We start from the raw sequence: 21,804 nt of genomic DNA on the forward strand, positions 1-21,804 counted from the left end.
CTTACAGAATATACTGGAACAAGCCCATCGGAAAGCGGACCTGCAGCCATGATACAAATACGCCCAGAATAATCGCGGCCAGAATGATTTCAACAATGACCACAGTTTTCCAGGAGGCGCGTTCAACAAACTTCAGCCAGATGAACAGATAGATCAAGCAGCTGGCGATCAGACCCACCACATAGGTTCCAATGATAATACCGGCTCCGCCAAGAATGACCATCAGCTCATTTTTGTTGTACCTTGTGGAGGACTGATCTTTACTGTTTGCTATTTGAATGATCGAGGCAATACTCGATGCCAACAAAATCACTGCAATGATGACCGGGAAAAAGCCGGGCATAGGCTGATTGTTCCAAAATCCATACTGTTTAATGCCGAGAAAAATAAATACAGCGGCAAAAACAGCAGTGACAATTGGAACCAAAGCCTGCGTATTAAACTTTTTCTTTTCCACAATTCCTTGCTCCTTCAATTATTTTGTGCGTTTGGCCAACGCCATTTTAGAAGCCGCCTTAACTGCTCTTTCAAAAGAGGTGGTAGTGGCGCTCCCGGTCCCCACCTTGTCAAAGGCAGTGCCGTGTGCGCAGGTAGCAACGGGATAGGGCTGACCGCCCGCAACGGTGATGCAACGCTCAAATCCGACGAGTTTCAGTGCGATCTGTCCCTGATCATGAAACAGCGTCACCACAACATCGAATTCCCCGTGATTCAGCGCACGGATAAACAGCGTATCCGCAGAGTAGGGACCAGTGAGATCCCAGCCGGTCTCGGCAACGACCTTTTCCACTGTGGGTGCCAGTATATCCACTTCTTCGCGGCCACACAAACCAAACTCACCGCAGTGAGGATTCAACGCGGCAACCGCTATGCGAGGCCGAATACCAAAGCTCTCACCGGTGATCTCGCCCAACGTAATGGCTTCACGCAGAGTCTCTTCCGTCAGATTTTCGCTGACCTCTTTCAGCGGAATGTGACTGGTAACACGAACGGTCATCAGATCGTCCATCATATTGATCTCGCCAAAGGGACTTGTCACACCGAATTTGTCTGCCAGATAAGTGTGCTCACTCTCCACATGCATTCCGGCCATCTTCATAGCGCCCTTGTGGAATGGGCCAAACACAAACCCCTCAATTTTTCCGGCTTTACACAATTCGATTGCAGTATCCATCTGATCGAGATCGCTTTTTCCGCAATATTGAACGGCCTCGCCAAAAGGAACCAGCGAGGGGTCTTGGTTCTTCAAATCCAAAACAGGGTAGCCGCGCTCCCAGTCACACTCGCTCAAATCATTGATTGGGTAGTAAGGAACGTCACCGCCGATAACCTGCAAACCACGTTCAAACATTCGCAGATCTCCGATAATAACAGGGCGGCAATAGGCTTTATATATGTCCTGCACAGCCAACTTTGCAACCAGCTCCGGGCCTACTCCGGCAGAGTTTCCGAGCAGGACCCCGAGGATGGGTCTATTGTTCATAATAATACCTCCGTCAAATCAATCGCTGTTTTCGTCGGGCCGACATAGCGGCCCTGGCGTAAACACTGTTTCGTTTTCATGTAGCAAAAGGTGTACCAGCATTTTGTTCCGTCTGCACAACATTCTAAAAATATGTCCAATTTGTGAAGTACATAAATTTTTAGTTAAATTTTTAGCAATTATGCATATTGCATTTTGCTTATCCACTGTTTCTATCCAGCACATCCTGTCCTTATTTCAAAAATTAGCATCGGTACAATTTTAAGCGAAACACGTTTGAACCAAAACGTTCCCATTACGTTTCATTTAGTTTCAATTTGTAAGAGGTGCGAAACGCGGCAATCACTTTGCCATCGCAGATTCTTTTATCAAGCGCGTAGCAGGGCTAAATACGTGTTTCTTAAACGCAAACACACTCCAAGCAAGTGTTATCGGAATAATAAGCACAGGTAGTATATAATTTCAATAAATAGATAAGGGCTGATAGATAAAGGATACCAATTCCATCAGCAATAAAAAGGCCTGAGGATACACGTAAAAAACGTGTATCCTCAGGCTTGTTGCAATTAAATTGGGGTAAAAATGGATCGCAAGTCATATCCAAGATGCCACATATCCATGCAGGTCGGGCTTCCACCGTCTATCAATGTCCGGCTGTCCGTGGGCATATCATGGTTTGGCTGTTATCCATGGCATGGTGCCAGGCTTATTGCTCTGCCAAAAGCTTGTTCAACTCCGACATGAAGGTATCAATGTCCTTAAACTGGCGATAGACAGAGGCAAAGCGGACATAGGCCACCTGATCCAGCTTACGAAGCTTTTCCATCACCAGCTCGCCGATGTGCTCCGTGGTGATTTCCCGGTCCAGTCCGTTTTGCAGCTCCTGCTCCACCTCGTCGGCAATGCGCTCCAGCTCTGCCAACGGCACGGGCCGCTTTTCACAGGCGCGGATCATGCCGCCCAGAACCTTGCTGCGGTCAAAGCTCTGGCGGCTGCCGTCCTTTTTCACCGCCACCATGGGCAGGCTTTCCACCGTCTCATAGGTGGTAAACCGGTTATTGCACGACAGGCACTCCCGCCTGCGGCGGATGCTGGCTCCGTCGTCAGTGGGGCGGGAATCCACAACCTTGCTCTCTGCGAACCCGCAATAGGGGCATTTCATCGGGCGTTCTCCTTCCTCCTGGCGGGACCTGTACATTCCGGCCCGGGGCCGGAAGCAAAACTGGCAGGCCCCGCCGCTAATAATTCTTTAAAGTACAGTATACCACAACGCAAAGCGTTGTGGTATACGTCAATTGTTATTTATAAAAATTTTTTGCAGGGCATCCTTATGAATCAACGGCTCAGGGCATGACCGGTCGCTCCTGCGAATCGAAGGCATAGACGACATGCAGCGCCCCCTCAATCCGGCAGATCTTTGCAAAGCAGAACAGCGGAGCCAGCGGAAAGGGCTTTGCCGGATCATAGGGGATTGCCACCAGCAGCCGCTTCTCCCCTTGTTGGGTCAGCACGCCGGGAACGCCTTGCAGCATATGGGAAAGCCACTGGGATTTCAGCAGCCGCTCAGGTGCGGGAACCCGTTCCCATGCCCGCTCTCCCTCTCGCCGCGCATCGCACCGCAGAAGCTTTCCAAGGTCCGCCGTCTCCCGGCGGCTCAGCCTGCGGCGGATGGAATAGGCCCCCCCCTCCGGCGCAAGAACCCCCAAAAGCATTTCGCCCTGCTCCCCCACAAGATATGCCCGCAAAAATGCCGGGCCGGGAATGCGGCACGCGGCGCGGTAGTCGGCGTACATTCCGGCTTCGGTCACGCTCAGCTCCCCGGCAGCTCTGCCGTCCAGATACAGCGGATACTTGTCCATGGCGGCTTCCTCTCCCTTCGGGCGGCGCGGGACCGGCCCACGAAGGGCACAAAAAAACCGCCGCCTGCGCTATCCTATGCGCGGGCGGCGGGCTTTTATGTATGCTTGTTTTTAATTGTCAACCTGCGCCGTCAGCTTACGGAGTAGCTTCCCCGCACCAGCAGCTTCACCCCGTCGGACCCGGCTTTTACCGTCCGCCCTTCCACGGTTGCCATGTACAGATGGTTTTTCACCAGCGCGCCGCCGTTTTCAAGAACCTCAGCGGTGGTTTCATCCACGAGGCCCGGAGAGGACGCCGCACCGCAAGAAGCCGTTCCCGCTCGGAGCAGCACCTCCGCTCCCACGGAGAGACTCAGGCTCCCACCCTTGGACAAATCCACCACGGTAAAGCTTGTCCCGACGCTTCCTGTTCCCTTTCCCTGCACTTGTGAAAGAATTTTGGGCAAAAACGTCTCGTTTAGATAGCTCAGCGTCACCAGCGGATCCCCCTGAGACCCCGCCTCTGCCGCCGCAGAAAATGTAATCATCGCCGCCATGGAGGCCAACATCAGCGCCCCGGCCCGCAGGTACCATCTGTTTTTCTTTTGTTTCATCAAGCCCTCCCGTCACAGGCGGCGCCAGGGAAAAGAATACCGTTATGTATTCTTTTCTCCGGCATTCCGCCAGCTTGAAGTTAAAATACCCGCCTAGACCAGTTGGTCATGCTGCAGGCCGAAGCTCACCGCAATTGCGGTGTCAATCTTTTCCATCACCTGTTCATCCACATGGCCCATGTGTTCTCTCAGCCGCCGCTTATCCAGCGTCCGCACCTGTTCCAGCAGAACCACGGAATCTTTGGAAAGGCCCCGGCTATCCGACATAGGAAGGTCTATGTGGGTAGGCAGACGGGCTTTCCCCGTCTGAGAGGTAATCGCCGCTGCGATGACGGTGGGACTGTATCTGTTGCCGGTGTCGTTCTGAATAATCAGCACAGGCCGGACGCCTCCCTGCTCGCTACCCACCACCGGGCTAAGGTCGGCGTAATAAATGTCGCCGCGTTTCACAACACTCGTATCCACAAAGTTCACACTCCGCCGAAAATAGTACCCGCCGCTGAAAACACTTTTTCAGCGTGGCCACTATCATTCTCCCACGCAGCCGGAAAATTTATACGCCGTTTTTCCGGTTCGACCGGCCCCGGTTTATTCTATGCGGCCGGGCGGGCCGGGGTGCGCTTTGGAGCGGTGGAGCGGGGCTTCGCGGGTGCCTGAATCGACAGGGCTGCTCAGAGCAAAAGCTGCAAATGGCGGTCGGTCATCTCTCCGTTTTCGAGATAGACGCGGGGCACCCGCTTGGAAACGTCGCACGTCAGCTCATAAGTAATGGTGCCCGCAGCCTCCGCCATTTTTTCCACGAGGTTGTTGGGGCCGAAGACCTCCACCTCGTCGCCGGTATGCACATCCGGCAAATCCGTCAGATCCACCATGCACATATCCATGCACACGCGGCCCCGGATTTTGGCGGGGCCCTTGGGCGTCAGCATCTCCCACCTGTTGGAAAGGCAGCGCTGAAGCCCGTCGGCATAGCCAATAGGCAGCACGCCGATGCGCTGCTCCCCTTCGGTGAAATACGTCCTGCCGTAGCTGACGGAGGTTTCCGGTGCATAGTCCTTCACCGGGCCAACGGTGGTTTTCAGCGTCATCACCGGCTTCAGGCCCATCGTGCGGCTCATCGGCTCCGTCCCAAACAGAATCACGCCGGGGCGGCACATATCCCACGCATACTCAGGGTAAAACGCCACACCGCCGGAGTTGCAGCAGTGGTGGATGGAAAATTGCATCCCGGCGCGGCTCTCCACCTCGTTCACCATATGCGAAAAACGGTCATACTGCGCTCGAGTAAAGGCCCGGCTCTCCTCCTTGTCCGGCTCGTCAGACACACAGAAGTGCATAAAGACCCCTTCCCAGACGAGGTTTGGCAGCTTCAGCGCCTCCAAAATTTCTTCAAGGCTCTTCTCAAAATAAGCCTCATCACACCGGAAGCCCAACCGGCCCATTCCGGTGTCCAGCTTCAAATGGACCGTCAGGGTTTTGCCGCAGGCGGCAGCCGCGGCGGAATAGGCCCGCGCCATTTCAAGGGAGGGAACGTCCTGCGTTACGCGGCTGTGGATGAGCGCCTCCGTCATATCGGCGGGGGTGTATCCCAGCAGAAGGATGGGCAGCGTAAGTCCGTTGTGGCGCAGCTCCTGCGCCTCCTCCAGATTGGATACGCCCAGATACTCCGCGCCAAGGCGCTCCAGCTTCTTCGCAACCCACACGGCCCCGTGGCCATAGGCATCCGCCTTCACCACGCCCAGATACTTCGACTTGGGCCCCATCCTTTCCCGAATGGTGCGGTAGTTGTGCGCCAGCGCATCCAGGTCGATTTCCGCCCAGGTCCTTTTCAGGAACTTTTCCATACGCTCACCTTCAAATTTTCATTTGTCGGGGTCTTCTGCCGCAGTTATTCTCCGGCCCCTCCGTTATCCTCCAGTATAGCACCGAATTGAAAGTCCGTAAACTCCGCCTGCAAAATTATTTTTTCATCCACGGCGATTTCTCCCCGGACAGGGACATGGTCCTCCTCCCGCAGCCACAAGGTCGAGACAATCCTGCCCCCCTCCGCTCCGGTCTGCTCCAGCGCAAGGCGTAAGCAGGCATCCTCGCCCCAGTCCTCTTCATTTTCCTCCAGCAGCCAGCCATCCCGCAGGGCGCTCATCAGCCGGGGCATACAGGACGCGGGACTGAGTTCCTCTCCGCTTAAGGGGCCTGCCGGAAGGCAGTCGTCCTCATAGAGCAGCGTCAGCCCGTCGCCATCCATGCGGGCCTTCACTCCCGCCGCCGTCTCCGGAGCCAGCACCTCCACGGTGGACGTCTCCGGGGCGTAGTCGCATCGCAGGGTGAAGGCGCTCACCTCGTCGCCGTAAAATGCAGTGACCTCTGCGGTCATCTGGGCGCTTTCCATCTCCTGATAGGGCGCCCGCGCGGCCTGAGCCGTCTGTTTTTCTCCCCCGCCGCAAGCACATAGCAGCAGGCAGAGCGTTATCATCGGTACACAAGCCGTCGGTTTGCGCACCCGGATATCCCTCCTTAATGTTGTTCCGTTAAAACTGTTTGAAACGCGCTGGGAATCGCCTCCGCCGTGTCCCGGGGCGTCATGCCGTATTCCGTCAGCCACCCGGCGGCGAGATCCCCGGCAAGCCCATGGAGATAGACCCCGCAGGCTGCCGCCCGCAAAGGCGTTGCCCCCTGCGCCAAAAGCGAGGCGATCATTCCGGTGAGTACGTCCCCGCTGCCGCCTTTGGCAAGGCCGGAATTTCCGGTGGGATTTTGAAGCACCGTGCCTTCAGGCGTTGCGATAAGCGTGCGGTGGCCCTTGCGCACCAGAATGCAGCCGTGGGCCTTGGCAAAGTCCCGGGCGGCTTCAGCCCGGTCTCCCGTCAGGTCCCCGCCCAGACGGGCAAACTCCCCGTCGTGGGGCGTGAGAATCGTAACGCGGCCCCGCCGCGCGTCCAGACTATCCATATGCCCGGAAAGAACGTTTATGCCGTCGGCGTCCAGCACCACGGGCTTTTCCGTTTCCAGCAGACCCAGAACCAGCTTCTGCGTGTCCGTTGAGCGGCCGAGGCCCGGGCCGAGAGCCAGCACGCCGCACTCTTCCAGCTTTTCCCGCAGGGGCCTGAGCGCCTTCTCACAGAGCATTCCGTTTTTGTCCGGCGCGGGAAAAGGCATGGAGGAGACGCATCTGCCCGCCTCCGCCTGCCAGATACACTCCGGTACGCCCAGATATACCAGTCCGCAGCCACAGCGCTCGGCCCCCAGCGCCGCAAGATAGGGTGCGCCGGTGTATCCCACCGCGCCGCCCACGATGAGCAGCTTTCCAAAGTCGCCCTTATGGCCGTCGGTTTTCCGGGGCGGCAGCGCCTCCCGGACAAATTCCATGGTAAGCTCTTGCGTTTTCATGGGGTTCTCCTCTCCGGGCGCAACGCCCAACCCTTGTCTCCCGCTTTCTAATCCCACGGCGGGAGATGCATTTCCGTTGATCTTAATTATAGTGTCCCCCCGCCGAATTGCAAGGGGTTTGGGCTGACCGAAAAATTTCAGCGTCTCTTTTACAAATGCCTGCAACTTTTCCGCTCTCTCCAGCGTCTTTTAATGGAAGTGTCTTACTCAATTGAACAAGACAGGAGGCTCTCTTGATGAGAAAACGTGCCTTGACGCTGATTTTATTCGCCGCGCTGGCACTGTCCGTGTCCGCCTGCGGAAAAGTTGCCGGAGGAACTTCCTCCGCATCCTCTATTCATGAGGAAGCCGCTCCGTCCGAGCTGACGGAGGCGGACGTACTGGCGGCCTATGAACAGGCGGCGGAGGTTTACGATTGGTTTGATCTATGCTCCCTCCCCACCTCGGGCGACCCGGTGGCGGAGGACGGCAAGCCCTACGACCCCAAGCAGGAGGGGCTTTCCTACCGTGCGGTGGCGTATGAAAGTCTGAAAACCTACGCCGATCTGGACGTTTGTGTGCGCAGTTGCTTCACCCAAGAGCTGGCGGACAAACTGATGGGGGGCGGCACGGGCTATCGGGACATCGGCGGACGGCTTTACGCCGCCGACGCTGCCAGAGGCAGCAATCTTTATCTGCTGGGCAAAGCCGCGAGCGCGGAGCGGGTGGAGCCCGACCGCTGGGCCGTGACCGTAACCTTTTACATCGACAGCTATGAGTATCCCTTTGCCACCGTGGGATATTCTCAGAAGACGCTGGACTACATCAAAACGCCGGACGGCTGGCGCTTTTCCACCTTCTGCTCCTCCGATGCACTGGACGAGACGGCGGAGACGGTGTTCCGCTTCTCCTATGGCTATCCGTCCACGATGGAACAGGAAGATATGGCAGACTGGCCGGCTCTCAAATTGGCCTGCTGGCTGCTCCATGCCGACGGGGCGTTTTCCGATGCGCCGGGCGACTATTTTGCCCTCCGGCTCTTAAACCATCCGGACGAATGGTTTGCAGCTCTGTCCGTATTCCCGGACAGTCCGTGGGAATATCGGGATTCCGTGATAGCCGATCCCGCCTGGAGCATTTACAGCTGGCATCCGGCGCAGGAAGATGAGCGGCTTGAGGCGCTTCTGAACGCCTATCAGCCCAAAACCAGCGCGGAGACTGTCTTGCTGGATGCTCTGAAAACCGCGTGGCTGCAAGCAACCCAGCTTGGTCAGGATGGCGCGACCGCAGCGTTTTGTCTGGTGGCAAACGAGCAATGTCTCACTCTGGGGAAAAAGAGCGGCACATACCCGTGGCTCTACAAGGATTTTCCGGAGAAGCCTACATCCGTTGGAACCGGCGACAACGGCGAAAAAATTTATGCATTTTCCTACGGCGGCGTGGATGTGAAATATATCACCTATTCCGACGAAGGCGGCGAAGCAAGCTTTGTCAGCCGCATGGAAACGACCTCCCCAACTGTAAAAACATGGTGGGGCGTGTCCGTGGGCGATCAAAAATCCGATATTTTGGCCGTCTATCGGGAAGCGGACTATACCGACAAAATCCGCGCCGAGGACGGGGACGGCGCGTGGGTCTGGCCCGGGGACAGGGAACTGCTGGGAAGCCACATTACGTTTTATATGAAAAACGGCGCGGTATCCGAGATTCTGATGGAAAACCTTTCAGACTGATAAACTCCCCCGTTTGGCGCAAAATACGCCGGGCGGGGGATTTCCCTCTTGCATTTCCTTGGGTTTCATGCTATAAGTGGTAGTTGAAAACAGCGTTGAACGGGAAAATAACGATTCTCCGCCGCCAAGAGAGGGCTGGTCACCGGCTGCAAGCCGGCCCGCGGCGCGTCGTTTGGTTCGCCCGGGAGCCGCCATGGAGACATGGCCGGAGGCCCACCGTTACAGGGGTTCAAGCGCGCGCGGCACTCCGCGCGAATTTGGGTGGTACCGCGGGAGCTGAGCCTTTCGTCCCAATCTGGGGACGAGGGGCGTTTTTTTATGCCGTCCGCCCTCTGAAATACGTGATTTCTGCAATATAAAGGGTAAAGGAGCATCAAGTATGAAGGAACAACTGGAAGCCATCCGCAAAGCCGCGCTGGAAGCCGTGTCCGGTCCGCAGGCAACCGCGGACTTAGAAGCGCTGCGGGTGAAGTATCTGGGCAAAAAGGGTGAGCTGACGGCTCTTCTCAAGCAGATGGGCGGTCTGTCCGCTGAGCTGCGCCCGGTGATGGGCCAGCTTGCCAACGAGGTGCGCGCCGAGCTGGAAACTGCCATTGAGAAGCAGGCAGGTCTTTTGGAGCGCAAGGCCATGGAAGCCCGCCTTGAAAACGAGGCCCTGGACGTGACAATCCCCGGCAAAAAGCTGCGCATGGGTCACAAGCACCCCATGTACAGCGTGCTGGACGAAATCAAAGACATCTTCATCGCCCTTGGCTTTGAAATTCTGGACGGGCCGGAGGTGGAGCTGGCGGACTATAACTTCACCAAGCTGAACACCCCCGCCGACCACCCTGCACGGGAATGGTCCGACACGTTTTATCTCACGGAGGACTCCAATGTCTTGCTGCGCACCCAGACCTCCAACATGCAGATTCGCGCCATGGAATCCCGGGAGCTGCCCATTCGGGTGCTGTCCCCCGGGCGGGTGTACCGCAAGGACGAGGTGGACGCCACCCACTCCCCCATGTTCCATCAGATCGAGGGCATCGTGGTGGACAAGGGCGTTACCATGGGCGATTTGAAGGGCACGCTGAACGCCGTCATCCGCAGGATTTACGGCGAGAACACCGTCACCCGCTTCCGTCCCCACCACTTCCCCTTTACGGAGCCGAGCTGCGAAATGGACATTCAGTGCCACAAGTGCGGCGGCGTGGGCTGCCCCACCTGCAAGAGCGAAGGCTGGATCGAGGTACTGGGCGCGGGAATGGTCCATCCCAAGGTGCTGCAAAACTGCGGCATCGACCCGGAGGTTTATTCGGGCTTTGCCTTCGGCATGGGACTGGAACGGCTGGCCCTCGGCCAGTATAAAATCAGCGATATGCGCCTGATTTTTGAGAACGACGTGCGGTTCCTGGAACAATTCTGAGAAGAGGAGAGGGATACGATGTTACTGTCCAGAAAATGGCTGAATGAATTTGTGGAGGTGGACGCCTCCGACCGGGAATTTGCTGAGGCGATGACCCTCTCCGGCTCCAAGCAGGAGGTCACGACCGACCTTGGTGCGGAAATAAAAAACGTGGTCGTGGGCAAAATTACAGAGATGAAGCGCCACCCGGACTCCGACCATATGTGGGTTTTACAGGTGGACACGGGCGATGAAGCAGTCCAGATTGTCACCGGCGCGTGGAACATCCATGTGGGCGATCTTGTCCCCGTGGCAAAGGACGGGGCGCTGCTTCCCGGCGGCGTGAAAATTGAAAGCGGCAAGCTTCGGGGCATAGAGTCTCAGGGAATGCTGTGTTCTTTGAAGGAACTGAACCTCACCGCCGAGCACGACTACCCCTACGCGGTGATTAAACCCGCGGCGATTTTAGGAGATTATACCCCCCTAAAAGGGCAGGAGCCCTCCATTCCGGCGGATATTCAGCCGGGACATAAGCTGTTCGGGTCCGTTTGCGCGGCGAAGGTTCTGGAGTGCGCCCCCCAGCCGGACGGCCTGTATCACACCGTTTTGGACCTTGGCGGCAGCACCGCCATGCTGGACGACGACTGCCAAAACCTCCACGAGGGGGATATGGTAGCTTACGATGCAACGGCGGAAAAAATTTGCACGCCCGACGACCTTCACGCCCAGCCATCCGAGTTCCCCCACTGCATCACCGACGGCATCTGGATTCTCCGGGAGGAGAATGTGCAGCCCGGCGACGACGTGGCAAAGCTGATTGGCTGCGACGACCATGTGGTGGAGTTTGAAATCACGCCCAACCGGCCCGATTGCCTAAGCATCATCGGCCTTGCGCGGGAGGCCGCCGCCACCTTCCGAAAGCCACTAAAGCTCCACACTCCGGAGATCAAGGGCTGCGGCGGCAGCATCGCGGAGCTGGCGGACATCGACATCGAGGATGGCGACCTGTGCCCCCGGTACACCGCCCGGATGGTGAAAAACGTGAAAATCAAGCCGTCCCCCGCATGGATGCGGGAGCGGCTGCGCAACTCCGGCGTGCGGCCCATCAACAACATCGTGGACATCACCAACTATGTCATGCTGGAATACGGCCAGCCCATGCACGCCTTCGACTTCTCCTGCGTGGAGGGCGGAAGAATTATCGTCCGCACTGCCCGGGAGGGGGAGACGATTCAGACGCTGGACGGAAACGTCCGGAAGCTGACCCCCAGTATGCTGTGCATCTGCGACGAGCAAAAGCCCGTGTGCGTGGCAGGCGTGATGGGCGGAGCAAACAGCGAAATTGTGGGCGACACCGCGCAGGTCCTGTTTGAATCCGCAAACTTCAACGGCGCATCCGTCCGCCGCACGGCCGTGGCGCTGAACATGCGCTCGGAGGCCTCCGCCCGCTATGAAAAGGGTTTGGACGCCATGAACACCATGAAGGCGGTGCAGCGTGCCTGCGAGCTGGTGGAACTGCTGGGCGCGGGCGAAGTGGTGGACGGCGTTATGGACGTGATTGCCAGGGATTCCGCCCCCACGGTTTTAAAACTGGAGCCGGAGCGGATCAACGCTTTGCTTGGCACAGACGTTGCTGAAAGCGAAATGCGGACCATTCTGGAGACGCTGGACTTTGAACTGAACGGCGACGAAGTCACCGTTCCCTCCTGGCGCAGCGACGTGGAGGGTATGGCCGATCTTGCCGAGGAAGTAGCCCGGTTCCACGGGTATAACAACATTCCCGTCACACTGTCCGGCGGCGCGTCCGCCCACGGCGGGGGCTATACCCCCGTCCAGTTGGCGGAACGAAGCGTCGGCGCACTGTGCCGGTCCTTGGGGTACGATGAGATTATCACCTACTCCTTCATCAGCCCATCCTATTATGATAAAATCAAGCTCCCCGCAGACTCCCCTCTGCGCAGCTCTCTGAAAATACTGAATCCGCTGGGAGAGGACACCTCTATCATGCGCACCACCACACTTCCCTCCATGCTGGAAATTCTGGCCCGGAACTACAACTTCCGCAACAAGGCCGCGTACCTCTACGAGTTGGGCCGCACCTATTTCCCCAAGAAAACCGGCCCGGATGAAAGCGGCGTGGCGGAGGAGCCGAAGATTCTGTCTCTTGGCTCCTTTGGTCCCGAGGTAGATTTCTTCTCCGTGAAGGGCGCGGTGGAAACCGTATTGGAGGGCCTGCGCATTGACGGCGCGGTGTTTGAGGCCGAAAACAGCAACCCCTCCTACCATCCCGGCCGCTGCGCCAAAGTTCTGCTGAACGGGGAAACTCTTGGCATTCTGGGCCAGATTCACCCGGATGTTGCGGTAAACTATGGTGTGGACTGCGATCTGTACGCCGCCGAGCTGCGATTTGACGCACTCTATGCCGCCATGGGGGCCCAGCCCGTGTACAAATCCCTGCCCCGCTTCCCCGCCGTGGCGCGAGACATCGCGGTGGTGTGCGCCAAGGCCGTCACTGTGGGCGCGCTGGAGGAGTGCATCCGCAGAGGCTCCAAGGGCCTTTTGAAGGAGATTTCTCTGTTTGACGTATACACCGGCGTGGGAATCGCCCCGGGCAAAAAGAGCGTGGCCTTTAACCTTGCCTTCCGGGCGGAGGACCGCAGTCTCACCGCCGCCGAGGCGGACGCGGAGGTAACCGGAATTCTGGCCCTGCTGAAGAGCGAGCTGGACGCGGCGCTGCGCTGAGACGGGACCGCAAAATCTCCGTCAAAGTTTTTCTTTGCTCTTTACAGCCCGGAAAAAGTCGAGTATAATAAAACACGTATAAGGGGAAAGGTGGTGTCTTCATGGACGATTTCACCAGAAAATTTAATCTTGCGATGGAAAAGGACGAGGAGATCCGCCATGTCCTGTCAACGGTCTATCAGGCATTGGAGGAAAAGGGCTATAACCCCATCAATCAGATTGTGGGCTATATTCTCTCCGAGGACCCCACCTATATCACCAACCACAACAACGCCCGGACGCTGATCCGCAAAATTGACAGGGACGAACTGCTGCAGGTTCTGGTTCGGAAATACTTGGGGCAGTAGGCGTTTAGCACCGAAAAATTAAAAGCGTTCCCGGGAAGTGAAACTTTCCGGGAACGCTTTTTTCATCCATTGTCATTTTATGCCCTGATCTCGCTCGCACAGCTCTTGCGCCCGTCTGAGAACCCGCATCATAATTGCCCGGGCCGCCGTGGCATTTCCTTCATCCAGCAGCTCCACGGCGTCTGCCAGCGGGCCGCACAGAATGCAGAAATCCAATTCGTCGTCCGTCATAAAATCATCTTCTCCCACTTGATATGTTGCCTAGCAGAATACCCTATTTTTCTTGTCGAAGTCCCGAAATTTTTGCCGAGGCGTCATTTTTCCAGCCGCCGGTCTGCACATAATTTCGACTTCTCCGGCGTATACTGCTCTGATGAACACATGTGGAAAGGATGACGCCCATGGAAGAAAAGCACTATCCCTTTGTCCTGCCTCCGCTGCCCTATCCTTACGACGCGCTGGAGCCGGAGCTTGACGCCAAGCTTCTGTGTTTTCACCACGACAAGCATTTTGCGGCCTATGTGGACAATCTGAACAAGCTGCTGGAACCCTACCCCGCCTATCAGGATTGGTCCCTGATACAGCTTTGCGAACATTGGATGGATCTGCCTGCGCAGATTCGTCAGGGTGTGCGTAATAACGCCGGCGGCGTATTTAACCACGACATCTATTTCCGCACGCTTCACGCCCTGCCCCCCTCGTCCCCCCAGCCGCCGCTGGGAGACGCCATCCGTCTTGTTTTTGGCAGCACCGACGGCCTCAGGATTGCTCTGAAAAGTACCGCGCTCTCCGTTTTCGGCTCCGGCTGGACCTGCCTGTGCGCCGATGCAAACGGAATCCTATCTCTTCAGAACGTGGCCAATCAGGATACCGTCCTGCCTCTTGTGCCCCTATTGTGCTGCGATGTGTGGGAACACGCGTACTACCTGCAATACCAAAATCGCCGTGCCGACTATCTGGACGCATGGTGGCGGATCATTGACTGGCCCCTTCTTTCCGAACAGTACGCACAGATTGTGCAAAATCGCCCGTCTATGGCGTAAAATAACATAATTTTCTCATATATCCAATATTACAATACTTTTATATTTTCATTTTGTCAAGTTGAATTTTACAATGATATTGTAATTTTGGATTCAGGAGGAACTCCCGATGTTGTGCGACGAAATTCACCGGCTGAGGCTGGCAAGCGGAATCACTCAAGCGCGTCTGGCCGAAAGGCTGGGCGTTTCCAAGCAGAGCGTCTCCAACTGGGAAAACAACAACATTCAGCCCTCCGTGGAGCTACTTGAGCGACTGGCGGATTTTTTTGCCGTCTCTACCGATGCGCTTCTGGGGCGGCAGCCTGATGCGGTCATCGATGTCTCCGGTCTCACCGACGCGCAGATTGCCCACATCCGTCAGTTGATTCAGGACCTCCGCGATGCCAAAAGACGCGTTTAAGCGCGTTATAAAAGCGCCCGCCGCCCATATGGGCGGCGGGCGCTTTTTGTGAAAAGCTCACTGTTTAAGCGTCTCCAAAAACCTCTGCAAAAACACCAGCATCTGCTCTCTGGTGCACCAGCTTTTATACTGATAGGTCCCGTCGCCAGCGCCTCGTACAATCCCGTTTTTCTCCGCCCATGCACGGGCCTCCTCCGAGAAATCGCCGGGAGGCAGTTCCCCTCGTTTTTGCAGCCATACGTTCATCATCGTGTCAAAATCGCTTTGGGTCATTTTTTCCTCCTCATACTCGGGGCGAAGCGCCCCCACCGCATATCGCGCAGCCCGTGTCCTCCGCTGCACCTCTCCGCCGTTGGCGTCGCTGAGTGTCCCGGTATTTCCCTCAATCGTCACAAGACTTCCGTCGGTGTTTATCCGTTCCACCACGCCCATGTGCTCAATAACGGTTCCACTGAATTGAAAAAACACCACATCTCCGGGCCGATAGTTTTTTTCCGCAAACAGCCCTCTTTTTCGGGCCCAATTTGCCAGAGCGCCGCTGGAGGCGGTTTTGCCGCCGCCATAGAACAGCCCGCTCAGCCCCGCCTCTCGGAAGCACCACCAAAGAAATACACAGCACCACGGATAGCTGTCTCCGGACGTTTCCCTTCCGTAGTAGGCCGTGTTGTATTTCACCTGGTTGCTTCCAGCCGGGGATTCCTTCGTTCCCAGCTCGCGTCGCGCAACGGTCAGCAGTTTTTCCGCCCCAGTCATGTTTTGTCCGCGCTCTTCAACGCGTCCGCGGCGTTCCGGGCTGCGTCTACTGCCCGCTTAACACTTTCAGCGTCCACCTTGCCCTCGGTAACGATATACGTCGTTACCGAGGCAATTGCCACCACTGCTCCCGCTACCGTGGAAATCACATTTTCATCCAGCCCAAATACCATGGCAAGGCCTGTGACGATTCCGGCCACAGCCGCCCATAGCTTTCGCGAGCTGAGCTTTCTCAGCAACTCTCTCATAAAATTCTCCTCTCAGAAATCCTCGTCCATTCCCATCGCCGCGTCATAAATAATACCGCCCCGGGTGTTTTCCGCCTTGCTTTTTCCAAAATACGCCGCCAGTACCACCGCCGTGGACGCTTGCAGCGCTCCAATCAGCGTGGTAAGATACGGCAGCGTCCCGGTAAACTGGCTGCGGATTGCCAGATAGCAAAAATACAGCACCACGCAAGTGCAAATCGCGTCCAGACCCAAAATTCCCAGCGCAATGATTTTTGATGCCGTCAATTTTCCCTTCATATAGTGCCTCCCCTCGTCAGCAGGAAGGTGACAAATACCCCTGCCAAAATCAGAAGGACTTTGTCCACCAGTCCATCCCACCGTTTTCCCGGCCGCCGCTCCAGCGCATCCATTTTCTCTCCCAGCCGCGCCACACTGTCGGCCACCGTCTCCTGCTTTGTCGCCAGCACCTCCACCGCCGTGGCCAGCCGCCGCAGCGTCTCCTGACTCTGCTCCAGCGCGCCGATCCGTCGAATGTTGGAAGATACACGCTCTTCCAGTGCCGTGATTCGTCCGCTCCACTCCTGTTCCATATTACACCGCCAATTCAAAGCTGTGCCACGTGTGTGCCGCTGTCTCCACCGCACTCCATGTCCACCCATAGTCCTCACATTCCGACCAGAGCATATAGCGGAAGTAAAACTCCGTCTCCAGATGACAGGGAATGATGTCCAGCACAATTTTTTGAATCTGCGTAAATTCTTCCGGAATTCCCCCCACCTCCGGGAAAATCACCCGGATGTGGCCTCCCCCCATCTCCTGTGCCAGCGCCTTGATCCCGCAGCCGCTGATGGTAAGGTTGATTGCGTCCAGTGAAAAGCTGTCCGCGTCAATCTGCATCAGTGCCGCGATGGCGCTCCGCCGGAGGGCAACGGTGTTTGCCGCAGGCCGCCTTGCAAACAGTTCTTCCCGGCGAAGCAGTCCTTCGCCCTCCGCCGTTCCGGTCAGCGCCTCCCGCTCGATATATTCAAGACGGTCCGAACACTCATCCAGACCCGCGCCCTGGGCAAACAGTTCACTTTCGCTCAGCGTCCCGTCCCGAAGATCATATATGCCTAAAGGCGCCAGCAGGTTTTTCAAATGCGACTCATAGCCCGCCATGTCACGCCCCCATTTCCGTCACGCGCAGCTCTCCGAGGATGTACAAGGTCGTGGCACTTCCCTGCCTGTCCGAGGAAGGAGACAGAATATGATAGTTTTTCACGCCGCCCACGGCGTAGATCAGCCGGCCAAGCTCTGCCAGCAGAATGGGCTTTCCCAGCAGCTTTCCCGTGAGCCATCCGGCAATTGCCTGTTCCGCCGCGCTTTTTACCGCCGCAAAGTTCCCATTCTCACCCACGTCCAGTTCTACCGTGACATTTAAGCGGCTCTCCTCCGGGGCCAGCACACGTACATCCACGGCAATCTCCCTCTTTGCCTGCAAATCAGCTTCCACTGCTCGCAGCAGCGCCGCGTCCGGCGCCCCCGAAGATTTTGCGATGTACACATTCACCGTGCCGATACCTCTCGCCCGGCCCACCGCCACCGCCGCGGCTACGCCCTGATGCCGCAATGCCTGTTCCTCGTAAAAGGCGGCGTTGGCCCCGTTTGGCAGCCGCTCAAAGCTGTCCAGCACCCTTGCGCGAAGAGCCTCGTCGCTCTCTGCGTCGGCCCCGCCGGAAAACGCCGCCGGATTTGTGCACCCGGTAATTCCCATGGGACATACCGCCAGCACCGTTATGCTCCACGCCGCGGCATTGCCGCCGCTTCCAGATTCCAGCGCTTCTGCGGGCACGTCCGCCGTCAGCGTCCCCGCCGCCAGCACTGCCGCCCGGGTGGTCTGAAATCGCATCCCGCCCTCCGTCATGCACACGCTACCCATGGGGATGCTCAAATCCTGTGTCGGCGCTTCCTCCACAGAAAACCGCAATGTCCCCGCCGCCCGCGTCGCCGCCTGACGGGCAATCCCCCGCATGGCCGCGTGGTCTTCCAGATAAGCACCTTGGGCGGTCTGTGGAAAGCTTTGATTCAGCACCCAGTCCGCCTGACATTCCAGCGCCTGCACCTGCGCCGCCACCGCATACAGCCGTACTGCCAGATCGCAGGCGTCCTCCGCGCCGTAGCCAGACCGCTCCCGAAACGCCGAGAGCAGCTCCTGATAAATTTCATCCGTTGTTCTCATGTTTTTTTCTGTCACCGCACCGTAAGCTGCAGATTCAGTTCCTCCCCCTCATAGTTCATCCGCACCGCCAGATGATCGCCCTCCAGCCCCACCTGCTCCACACGCAGATTTTTTTCCTCCGCCAGCGCCTGTGCCACCGCCGCTTCCGCGGCGCTTTGCCTGTGAGAAGGGGCTTCGCCTCCCAGCGCATACAATGTGCTGCCCAAATCCTCCAAAAACGGAAACCCGCCCCGCCTTGCCGTCAGCCTGAACAGCACTCTTTGCAGCAGCGCGTCCCGGCCCTTCACCCGAACCGTTCCGCCCACGCCGTCGGCCACATAGTCTCCGTCTTTGATTTTCAGCTCCGTCATTCCGATTCTCCTCCGCATGTGCAGGGCTTGTAAATCTCACCGTTCACACGCAGCCCTCCGGTTACCTCCACCTGTCCCGTCAGAACAATTCTGCCCCGCAGCTCCACCGTCCCGTCGTTTTTGAGATATACGCTTCCGCCATCTGCGTGGATGTATACCTCGCCGGGTCGAAGCCCGGCGGGTGCAACTGTCTGCTTCGCACCCGCCACGCAGGACTCCTCCCCTCCGGTTCCGCCCTTGATGACCAGCACCGTCTCTCCCGCAGCGGGCCGCCACGCATATCCTCCCGGCCCGTAAACTGGGAGCGCCCGCACCTCGCCTCTGGTGACTACGCCCGCACTTTCTCCCGAAATACTCGTCACGCCCAGATCAGCCCCAGACGCGGATACCCCCGGCTTTGTCTGTTTTGATAACCACATCGCTTTTTGCTCCTCTCCCTCCGGGTCATTTCTCACGCAATGTCAGTGTAACGGATTCTCCGCCGCCGTCGGCCCGGGTTCTGGCTTCCACCACGCGATAGGTCCCCGTCAGCCCCATCCGCGCCAGCTTTAAAACCGCCAAGTCGCCGGGAAACGCCAGAAATCCCCCCGCCAGCGTCACCTCCACGGAAATCTCGTCCTCTTTAGACTTCGCAATCTGATACTCCCCCGTATACCGCATTTTGGCCCAGGTGCTCTGCCCCGGCGTGTACAAAACTCGGCGGCACTGCCCTCCCCGGGCAATCCACTCCTCGTTTCGCACGCTGTACGTCTGGTTTCTCGTCTTGTCGATTACCAGTATTTCCGACAGCACTCCGTAGTGATCCTCTCGTTTCACAAGTGACAAAACGTCTGTCAAATCCGTAATTTCAAACGTCTTTCCGGTTTTTTCCTTGTCTGCCCACAGTCGTCCAAACCGGTCAAAGCTTGGTGTAAAGTTGCCATAGGTCCTGCAAAAGTCCTCCAGCGCTTTCCACTGGCTGCTTCCCGCCGCCACAGTGTACATTTCCCCGCCGCTGCTGAGGCTTGCCGTTTTATCACAGGGAATCCCGTAGGGCGTCACATGGTTTCTGACGATTTCCTCAAGCGTCGCCCCCTGATATGCGGCGGCCCGTGCCTCGTTGTCCAGCAAACGGGCGGCATAGCCCCGTCCCGCAACCAGCGCGCTGAGGCCCTCCTCCGTCTGGCGAATCTCGTATTCATCCACAATGCCCCGCAGCAGCACGGCTTCCCCGTCCATCAGCGTAAACCCCGCCGCCTGCCGCAGCACCGGCTCCATTTCCGCCGTGTAAAGACACGTCACTGTAAAGCTGTCGCAGGGCACAGTCCCCGTATAGCATACGTCCCAGGTCAACAGCGCAGGTAAATCAAACATTCCGTGGTTGCACGTCGTAATTCTTCCCCTCATTTCACCCGCACCTGATTTCCCGCGTAGATGAGATTTGGATTTTTAATCTGGGGATTTGCCGCAATCAGGCTCTGAAGCGTCACACCGTACCGCTTTGAAATCCCCCACAGCGTGTCTCCCTTTTTCACCGTGTACCATACGGCGGAGTCCGCGCTCTTTCCCGTCTCCCCCGCGCCGGTACTCTCCGCAGCGGTCACCGCCGCCGTGAGAGATACGTTCTGTCGGCAATCCTCCCAAAACTCAAATGCATATCCCACAAAATCCGGCTGCGGCTCCTCCGTCAGCTGCAAAGACACAAAATATGCCTCCGCCGCCTGCCAGACGGGATGCACCAGCAGCCCCGGACCATCCCGCTCAAATACCGCCGCCAGCTTTTGAAATTCCTGATAGGCGTTCGCTCCCATGAACGCTCCCTGCCCCCGCATCACCCGGTGCCCCGGTCCCAACTCCTGCATGCAGTACCGTCCAAAGGGCACCTTATGCACCGCAATTTTTCTCTGCCATGTGACGGAATATGTCTCCGGATTGTGGGGCCATACATAGTCCTTATACCGCATCGGCGTCAGTTCCACACCATCTCACCTCTCCTGTCTCAATACAGCGGATACCCGCCGTCATACCGCCTTGCGTCCCGCTGAAACGCCCGGGACAGCTCTCCGGCGGACATTCCGCCTTCCACTACAAGCATGGTCCCGGCAGACACTCCACCGTCCGCCACCGGAGCGGTCCCCGCAGTTCCAGCATGCGTCCCCCCGTTTCCGAAGGACTCCTCCGGGAAAATCATTTCAGCTCCGCCAACCCCTTGTCCCGCGCCGATGCTGTTTCTCTTCCGAACCGCATTCTTTTCAGCGTTCAGCCGCGCAGTCTCTGCCAGTCCACTTCCCATAAATGGGCTCTCCGCTCCCATGCTCCCCGCTGTGGGAATTTCCGCAACTGTCATCTCCCGCATCCCCGCCGCCTGATGAAGCCGCCCTTCCCCGCGTCGTGCCAGCCGCCGATTCCATGCCGCCATCTCTCCCGGAAAGCCCTCTCTCTCTTCCGGCTCCTCGTCGAAGGAGCGGAACCGGAGAGCGCCGTCTCCGCCGCTCTCCACCGCTGTCTCCCCGTTTCTCCCGGCCTGTTTCTCCTCGTCTTCCTTTCGCCGCTGCCCGCCGCCCAGCAAAAGGGCAAATATTGCCGCCTGCCGCCGTAGCGCGTCTTCTATGTAATTCATGCCCGCTCACCCCGCATTGCCCGAAACCGTTCCGGGTCAAACCCGGCGTTTATTCCGGCGGGCATAGCGGTTTCCTCCCCCGCCAGCCGCCGCACAAGCGTCTCCATCTCTCCTGCCGTCATATCCGCCAGAACCGCCTCCGCGCTTTCAAACAGCCGCTCTTCTCCAAGAAAGCAGCTTTCCGCCAATACATGGGCGTTGCACAAAAGCCCTCGTACTGTCTCGTTTTCTTCCTGTGCGGCCACATCCCGCCAAATGCCCAGCAGCCGTCCCGCCGAAAGCGGCGTCAGTCTGTCCGGCGCCGTTTTCATGCCGTCGTCTCAATACGCCGGGAAGCCACCACGGTAATTTTTTCCGCCACCATGGCGTCCAGCTCGCCCTGTTCGGAGATCGTGCTCCACTGACAGCCCGAGTAAATGATCTTCCGGTCCGGCTTGCAAATTACCAGCGAAAAATCGCTGAGCTCGTAAAAATTGATTCCGTCGGAAATCGCGTCGTCGGTGGCGTACAGGCGGGTCAGCTCCAAAGTATACTTGCTTTGTCCCCCGATAGTCCCCACCGGCTCCCGCTCTCCAAATGCCTCCACGTTTTTGCTGGTCTTGCTGGCCTTGGCGGTGTAGCTCTGCACCACCGCCACCTTTTTTCCGTTCAGCTCCAGATAAATGTCCGCGCTGGTGGGAAATCCCATAACCTCCATGGCTTTT

29 protein-coding genes are annotated in these 21,804 nt (G+C 57.6%); 6 read left to right on the top strand and 23 right to left on the bottom strand.

What is annotated here, in order from left to right:
* Position 1 precedes the first annotated feature (1 nt).
* The 9 genes from RTU96_RS11780 to RTU96_RS11820 all read right to left on the bottom strand — a co-directional run bounded on the left by RTU96_RS11780 (position 2) and on the right by RTU96_RS11820 (position 7,322).
* Entirely contained in the window at positions 2 to 457 is a 456-nt protein-coding gene (locus RTU96_RS11780; protein WP_312636812.1) for a tripartite tricarboxylate transporter TctB family protein, read from the bottom strand.
* Between the two features lie 18 nt (positions 458 to 475).
* Positions 476 to 1,483, bottom strand: a complete 1,008-nt coding sequence (locus tag RTU96_RS11785; protein ID WP_312636814.1) for a 4-hydroxythreonine-4-phosphate dehydrogenase PdxA — start codon at positions 1,481 to 1,483, stop codon at positions 476 to 478.
* A 706-nt stretch (positions 1,484 to 2,189) separates the two neighbouring features.
* Complete coding sequence (nrdR, locus tag RTU96_RS11790; RefSeq protein ID WP_293008259.1) at positions 2,190 to 2,645, bottom strand: transcriptional regulator NrdR; 456 nt, start codon at positions 2,643 to 2,645, stop codon at positions 2,190 to 2,192.
* 181 nt (positions 2,646 to 2,826) lie between these two features.
* Positions 2,827 to 3,342 (bottom strand): hypothetical protein, encoded by a 516-nt coding sequence (locus RTU96_RS11795; protein ID WP_312636815.1) that lies wholly within the window; start codon positions 3,340 to 3,342, stop codon positions 2,827 to 2,829.
* Between the two features lie 131 nt (positions 3,343 to 3,473).
* Positions 3,474 to 3,935: a hypothetical protein gene (locus RTU96_RS11800; protein ID WP_312636816.1), complete on the bottom strand. Its 462-nt coding sequence runs from the start codon at positions 3,933 to 3,935 to the stop codon at positions 3,474 to 3,476.
* A gap of 93 nt (positions 3,936 to 4,028) precedes the next feature.
* Positions 4,029 to 4,400: a type II toxin-antitoxin system PemK/MazF family toxin gene (locus RTU96_RS11805; RefSeq protein ID WP_293008253.1), complete on the bottom strand. Its 372-nt coding sequence runs from the start codon at positions 4,398 to 4,400 to the stop codon at positions 4,029 to 4,031.
* Positions 4,401 to 4,606: 206 nt separating this feature from the next.
* Entirely contained in the window at positions 4,607 to 5,779 is a 1,173-nt protein-coding gene (gene alr / locus RTU96_RS11810) for an alanine racemase (protein WP_312636817.1), read from the bottom strand.
* 44 nt (positions 5,780 to 5,823) lie between these two features.
* Positions 5,824 to 6,408, bottom strand: coding sequence for a hypothetical protein (locus RTU96_RS11815; protein ID WP_312636818.1), 585 nt, complete (start codon positions 6,406 to 6,408; stop codon positions 5,824 to 5,826).
* 41 nt (positions 6,409 to 6,449) lie between these two features.
* A complete protein-coding gene (locus RTU96_RS11820) occupies positions 6,450 to 7,322 on the bottom strand; it encodes an NAD(P)H-hydrate dehydratase (RefSeq protein ID WP_312636819.1) in 873 nt (290 codons plus the stop codon).
* A 236-nt stretch (positions 7,323 to 7,558) separates the two neighbouring features.
* Here RTU96_RS11820 and RTU96_RS11825 point away from each other — a divergent pair, with 236 nt between their 5' ends.
* The 4 genes from RTU96_RS11825 (at position 7,559) to RTU96_RS11840 (ending at position 13,507) form a co-directional block, all read left to right on the top strand.
* On the top strand, positions 7,559 to 9,034 hold the full coding sequence (locus tag RTU96_RS11825) for a hypothetical protein (protein WP_312636820.1): 1,476 nt from the start codon (positions 7,559 to 7,561) through the stop codon (positions 9,032 to 9,034).
* A gap of 379 nt (positions 9,035 to 9,413) precedes the next feature.
* Positions 9,414 to 10,439 (top strand): phenylalanine--tRNA ligase subunit alpha, encoded by a 1,026-nt coding sequence (gene pheS / locus RTU96_RS11830; protein ID WP_312636821.1) that lies wholly within the window; start codon positions 9,414 to 9,416, stop codon positions 10,437 to 10,439.
* 18 nt (positions 10,440 to 10,457) lie between these two features.
* The gene (gene pheT / locus RTU96_RS11835; RefSeq protein WP_312636822.1) at positions 10,458 to 13,160 is read left to right on the top strand and encodes a phenylalanine--tRNA ligase subunit beta; all 2,703 of its coding nucleotides are present in this window, start codon (positions 10,458 to 10,460) and stop codon (positions 13,158 to 13,160) included.
* 101 nt (positions 13,161 to 13,261) lie between these two features.
* On the top strand, positions 13,262 to 13,507 hold the full coding sequence (locus RTU96_RS11840) for an IreB family regulatory phosphoprotein (protein ID WP_294855565.1): 246 nt from the start codon (positions 13,262 to 13,264) through the stop codon (positions 13,505 to 13,507).
* A gap of 72 nt (positions 13,508 to 13,579) precedes the next feature.
* Here the strand turns inward: RTU96_RS11840 and RTU96_RS11845 are convergent, their stop codons facing one another.
* Entirely contained in the window at positions 13,580 to 13,738 is a 159-nt protein-coding gene (locus RTU96_RS11845) for a hypothetical protein (protein WP_294855566.1), read from the bottom strand.
* A 170-nt stretch (positions 13,739 to 13,908) separates the two neighbouring features.
* Here RTU96_RS11845 and RTU96_RS11850 point away from each other — a divergent pair, with 170 nt between their 5' ends.
* Together RTU96_RS11850 and RTU96_RS11855 are read left to right on the top strand one after the other, a co-directional pair.
* Positions 13,909 to 14,550 (top strand): superoxide dismutase, encoded by a 642-nt coding sequence (locus RTU96_RS11850; protein WP_312636823.1) that lies wholly within the window; start codon positions 13,909 to 13,911, stop codon positions 14,548 to 14,550.
* A 109-nt stretch (positions 14,551 to 14,659) separates the two neighbouring features.
* Complete coding sequence (locus tag RTU96_RS11855) at positions 14,660 to 14,950, top strand: helix-turn-helix transcriptional regulator (RefSeq protein ID WP_312636824.1); 291 nt, start codon at positions 14,660 to 14,662, stop codon at positions 14,948 to 14,950.
* A gap of 57 nt (positions 14,951 to 15,007) precedes the next feature.
* On the opposite strand, the gene RTU96_RS11860 is transcribed toward RTU96_RS11855, so the two are convergent.
* Genes RTU96_RS11860 through RTU96_RS11920 form a run of 13 tightly spaced genes read right to left on the bottom strand, consistent with a single transcriptional unit; the run spans position 15,008 to position 21,797 of the window.
* Positions 15,008 to 15,703, bottom strand: coding sequence for a CHAP domain-containing protein (locus RTU96_RS11860; RefSeq protein WP_312636825.1), 696 nt, complete (start codon positions 15,701 to 15,703; stop codon positions 15,008 to 15,010).
* Positions 15,700 to 15,951: a hypothetical protein gene (locus RTU96_RS11865; protein WP_312636826.1), complete on the bottom strand. Its 252-nt coding sequence runs from the start codon at positions 15,949 to 15,951 to the stop codon at positions 15,700 to 15,702. The genes RTU96_RS11860 and RTU96_RS11865 overlap by 4 nt, the downstream gene beginning before the upstream one ends.
* A 12-nt stretch (positions 15,952 to 15,963) precedes the next feature.
* Positions 15,964 to 16,230 (bottom strand): hypothetical protein, encoded by a 267-nt coding sequence (locus RTU96_RS11870; protein WP_294855569.1) that lies wholly within the window; start codon positions 16,228 to 16,230, stop codon positions 15,964 to 15,966.
* Positions 16,227 to 16,523: a hypothetical protein gene (locus tag RTU96_RS11875; protein WP_312636827.1), complete on the bottom strand. Its 297-nt coding sequence runs from the start codon at positions 16,521 to 16,523 to the stop codon at positions 16,227 to 16,229. Before RTU96_RS11875 ends, RTU96_RS11870 begins: the two co-directional genes overlap by 4 nt.
* A 1-nt stretch (position 16,524) precedes the next feature.
* Positions 16,525 to 17,091 (bottom strand): hypothetical protein, encoded by a 567-nt coding sequence (locus tag RTU96_RS11880; RefSeq protein ID WP_312636828.1) that lies wholly within the window; start codon positions 17,089 to 17,091, stop codon positions 16,525 to 16,527.
* Between the two features lies 1 nt (position 17,092).
* Entirely contained in the window at positions 17,093 to 18,151 is a 1,059-nt protein-coding gene (locus RTU96_RS11885) for a baseplate J/gp47 family protein (protein ID WP_312636829.1), read from the bottom strand.
* A gap of 11 nt (positions 18,152 to 18,162) precedes the next feature.
* Positions 18,163 to 18,501: a hypothetical protein gene (locus RTU96_RS11890; protein ID WP_312636830.1), complete on the bottom strand. Its 339-nt coding sequence runs from the start codon at positions 18,499 to 18,501 to the stop codon at positions 18,163 to 18,165.
* Entirely contained in the window at positions 18,498 to 18,920 is a 423-nt protein-coding gene (locus tag RTU96_RS11895) for a hypothetical protein (RefSeq protein ID WP_312636831.1), read from the bottom strand. Before RTU96_RS11895 ends, RTU96_RS11890 begins: the two co-directional genes overlap by 4 nt.
* 25 nt (positions 18,921 to 18,945) lie before the next feature.
* Positions 18,946 to 19,854 (bottom strand): hypothetical protein, encoded by a 909-nt coding sequence (locus tag RTU96_RS11900; protein ID WP_312636832.1) that lies wholly within the window; start codon positions 19,852 to 19,854, stop codon positions 18,946 to 18,948.
* A gap of 29 nt (positions 19,855 to 19,883) precedes the next feature.
* Positions 19,884 to 20,459 carry a LysM peptidoglycan-binding domain-containing protein gene (locus tag RTU96_RS11905; protein ID WP_312636833.1) on the bottom strand — a complete coding sequence of 192 codons (576 nt, stop codon included), beginning with the start codon at positions 20,457 to 20,459 and terminating at the stop codon, positions 19,884 to 19,886.
* Positions 20,460 to 20,479: 20 nt separating this feature from the next.
* On the bottom strand, positions 20,480 to 21,100 hold the full coding sequence (locus RTU96_RS11910) for a hypothetical protein (protein WP_312636834.1): 621 nt from the start codon (positions 21,098 to 21,100) through the stop codon (positions 20,480 to 20,482).
* On the bottom strand, positions 21,097 to 21,411 hold the full coding sequence (locus tag RTU96_RS11915; protein WP_312636835.1) for a hypothetical protein: 315 nt from the start codon (positions 21,409 to 21,411) through the stop codon (positions 21,097 to 21,099). The genes RTU96_RS11910 and RTU96_RS11915 overlap by 4 nt, the downstream gene beginning before the upstream one ends.
* A complete protein-coding gene (locus tag RTU96_RS11920) occupies positions 21,408 to 21,797 on the bottom strand; it encodes a hypothetical protein (RefSeq protein WP_294855579.1) in 390 nt (129 codons plus the stop codon). The genes RTU96_RS11915 and RTU96_RS11920 overlap by 4 nt, the downstream gene beginning before the upstream one ends.
* Positions 21,798 to 21,804 lie beyond the last annotated feature (7 nt).

This window comes from Oscillibacter sp., assembly GCF_032018205.1.
Classification (GTDB): Bacteria; Bacillota; Clostridia; order Oscillospirales; family Oscillospiraceae; genus Oscillibacter.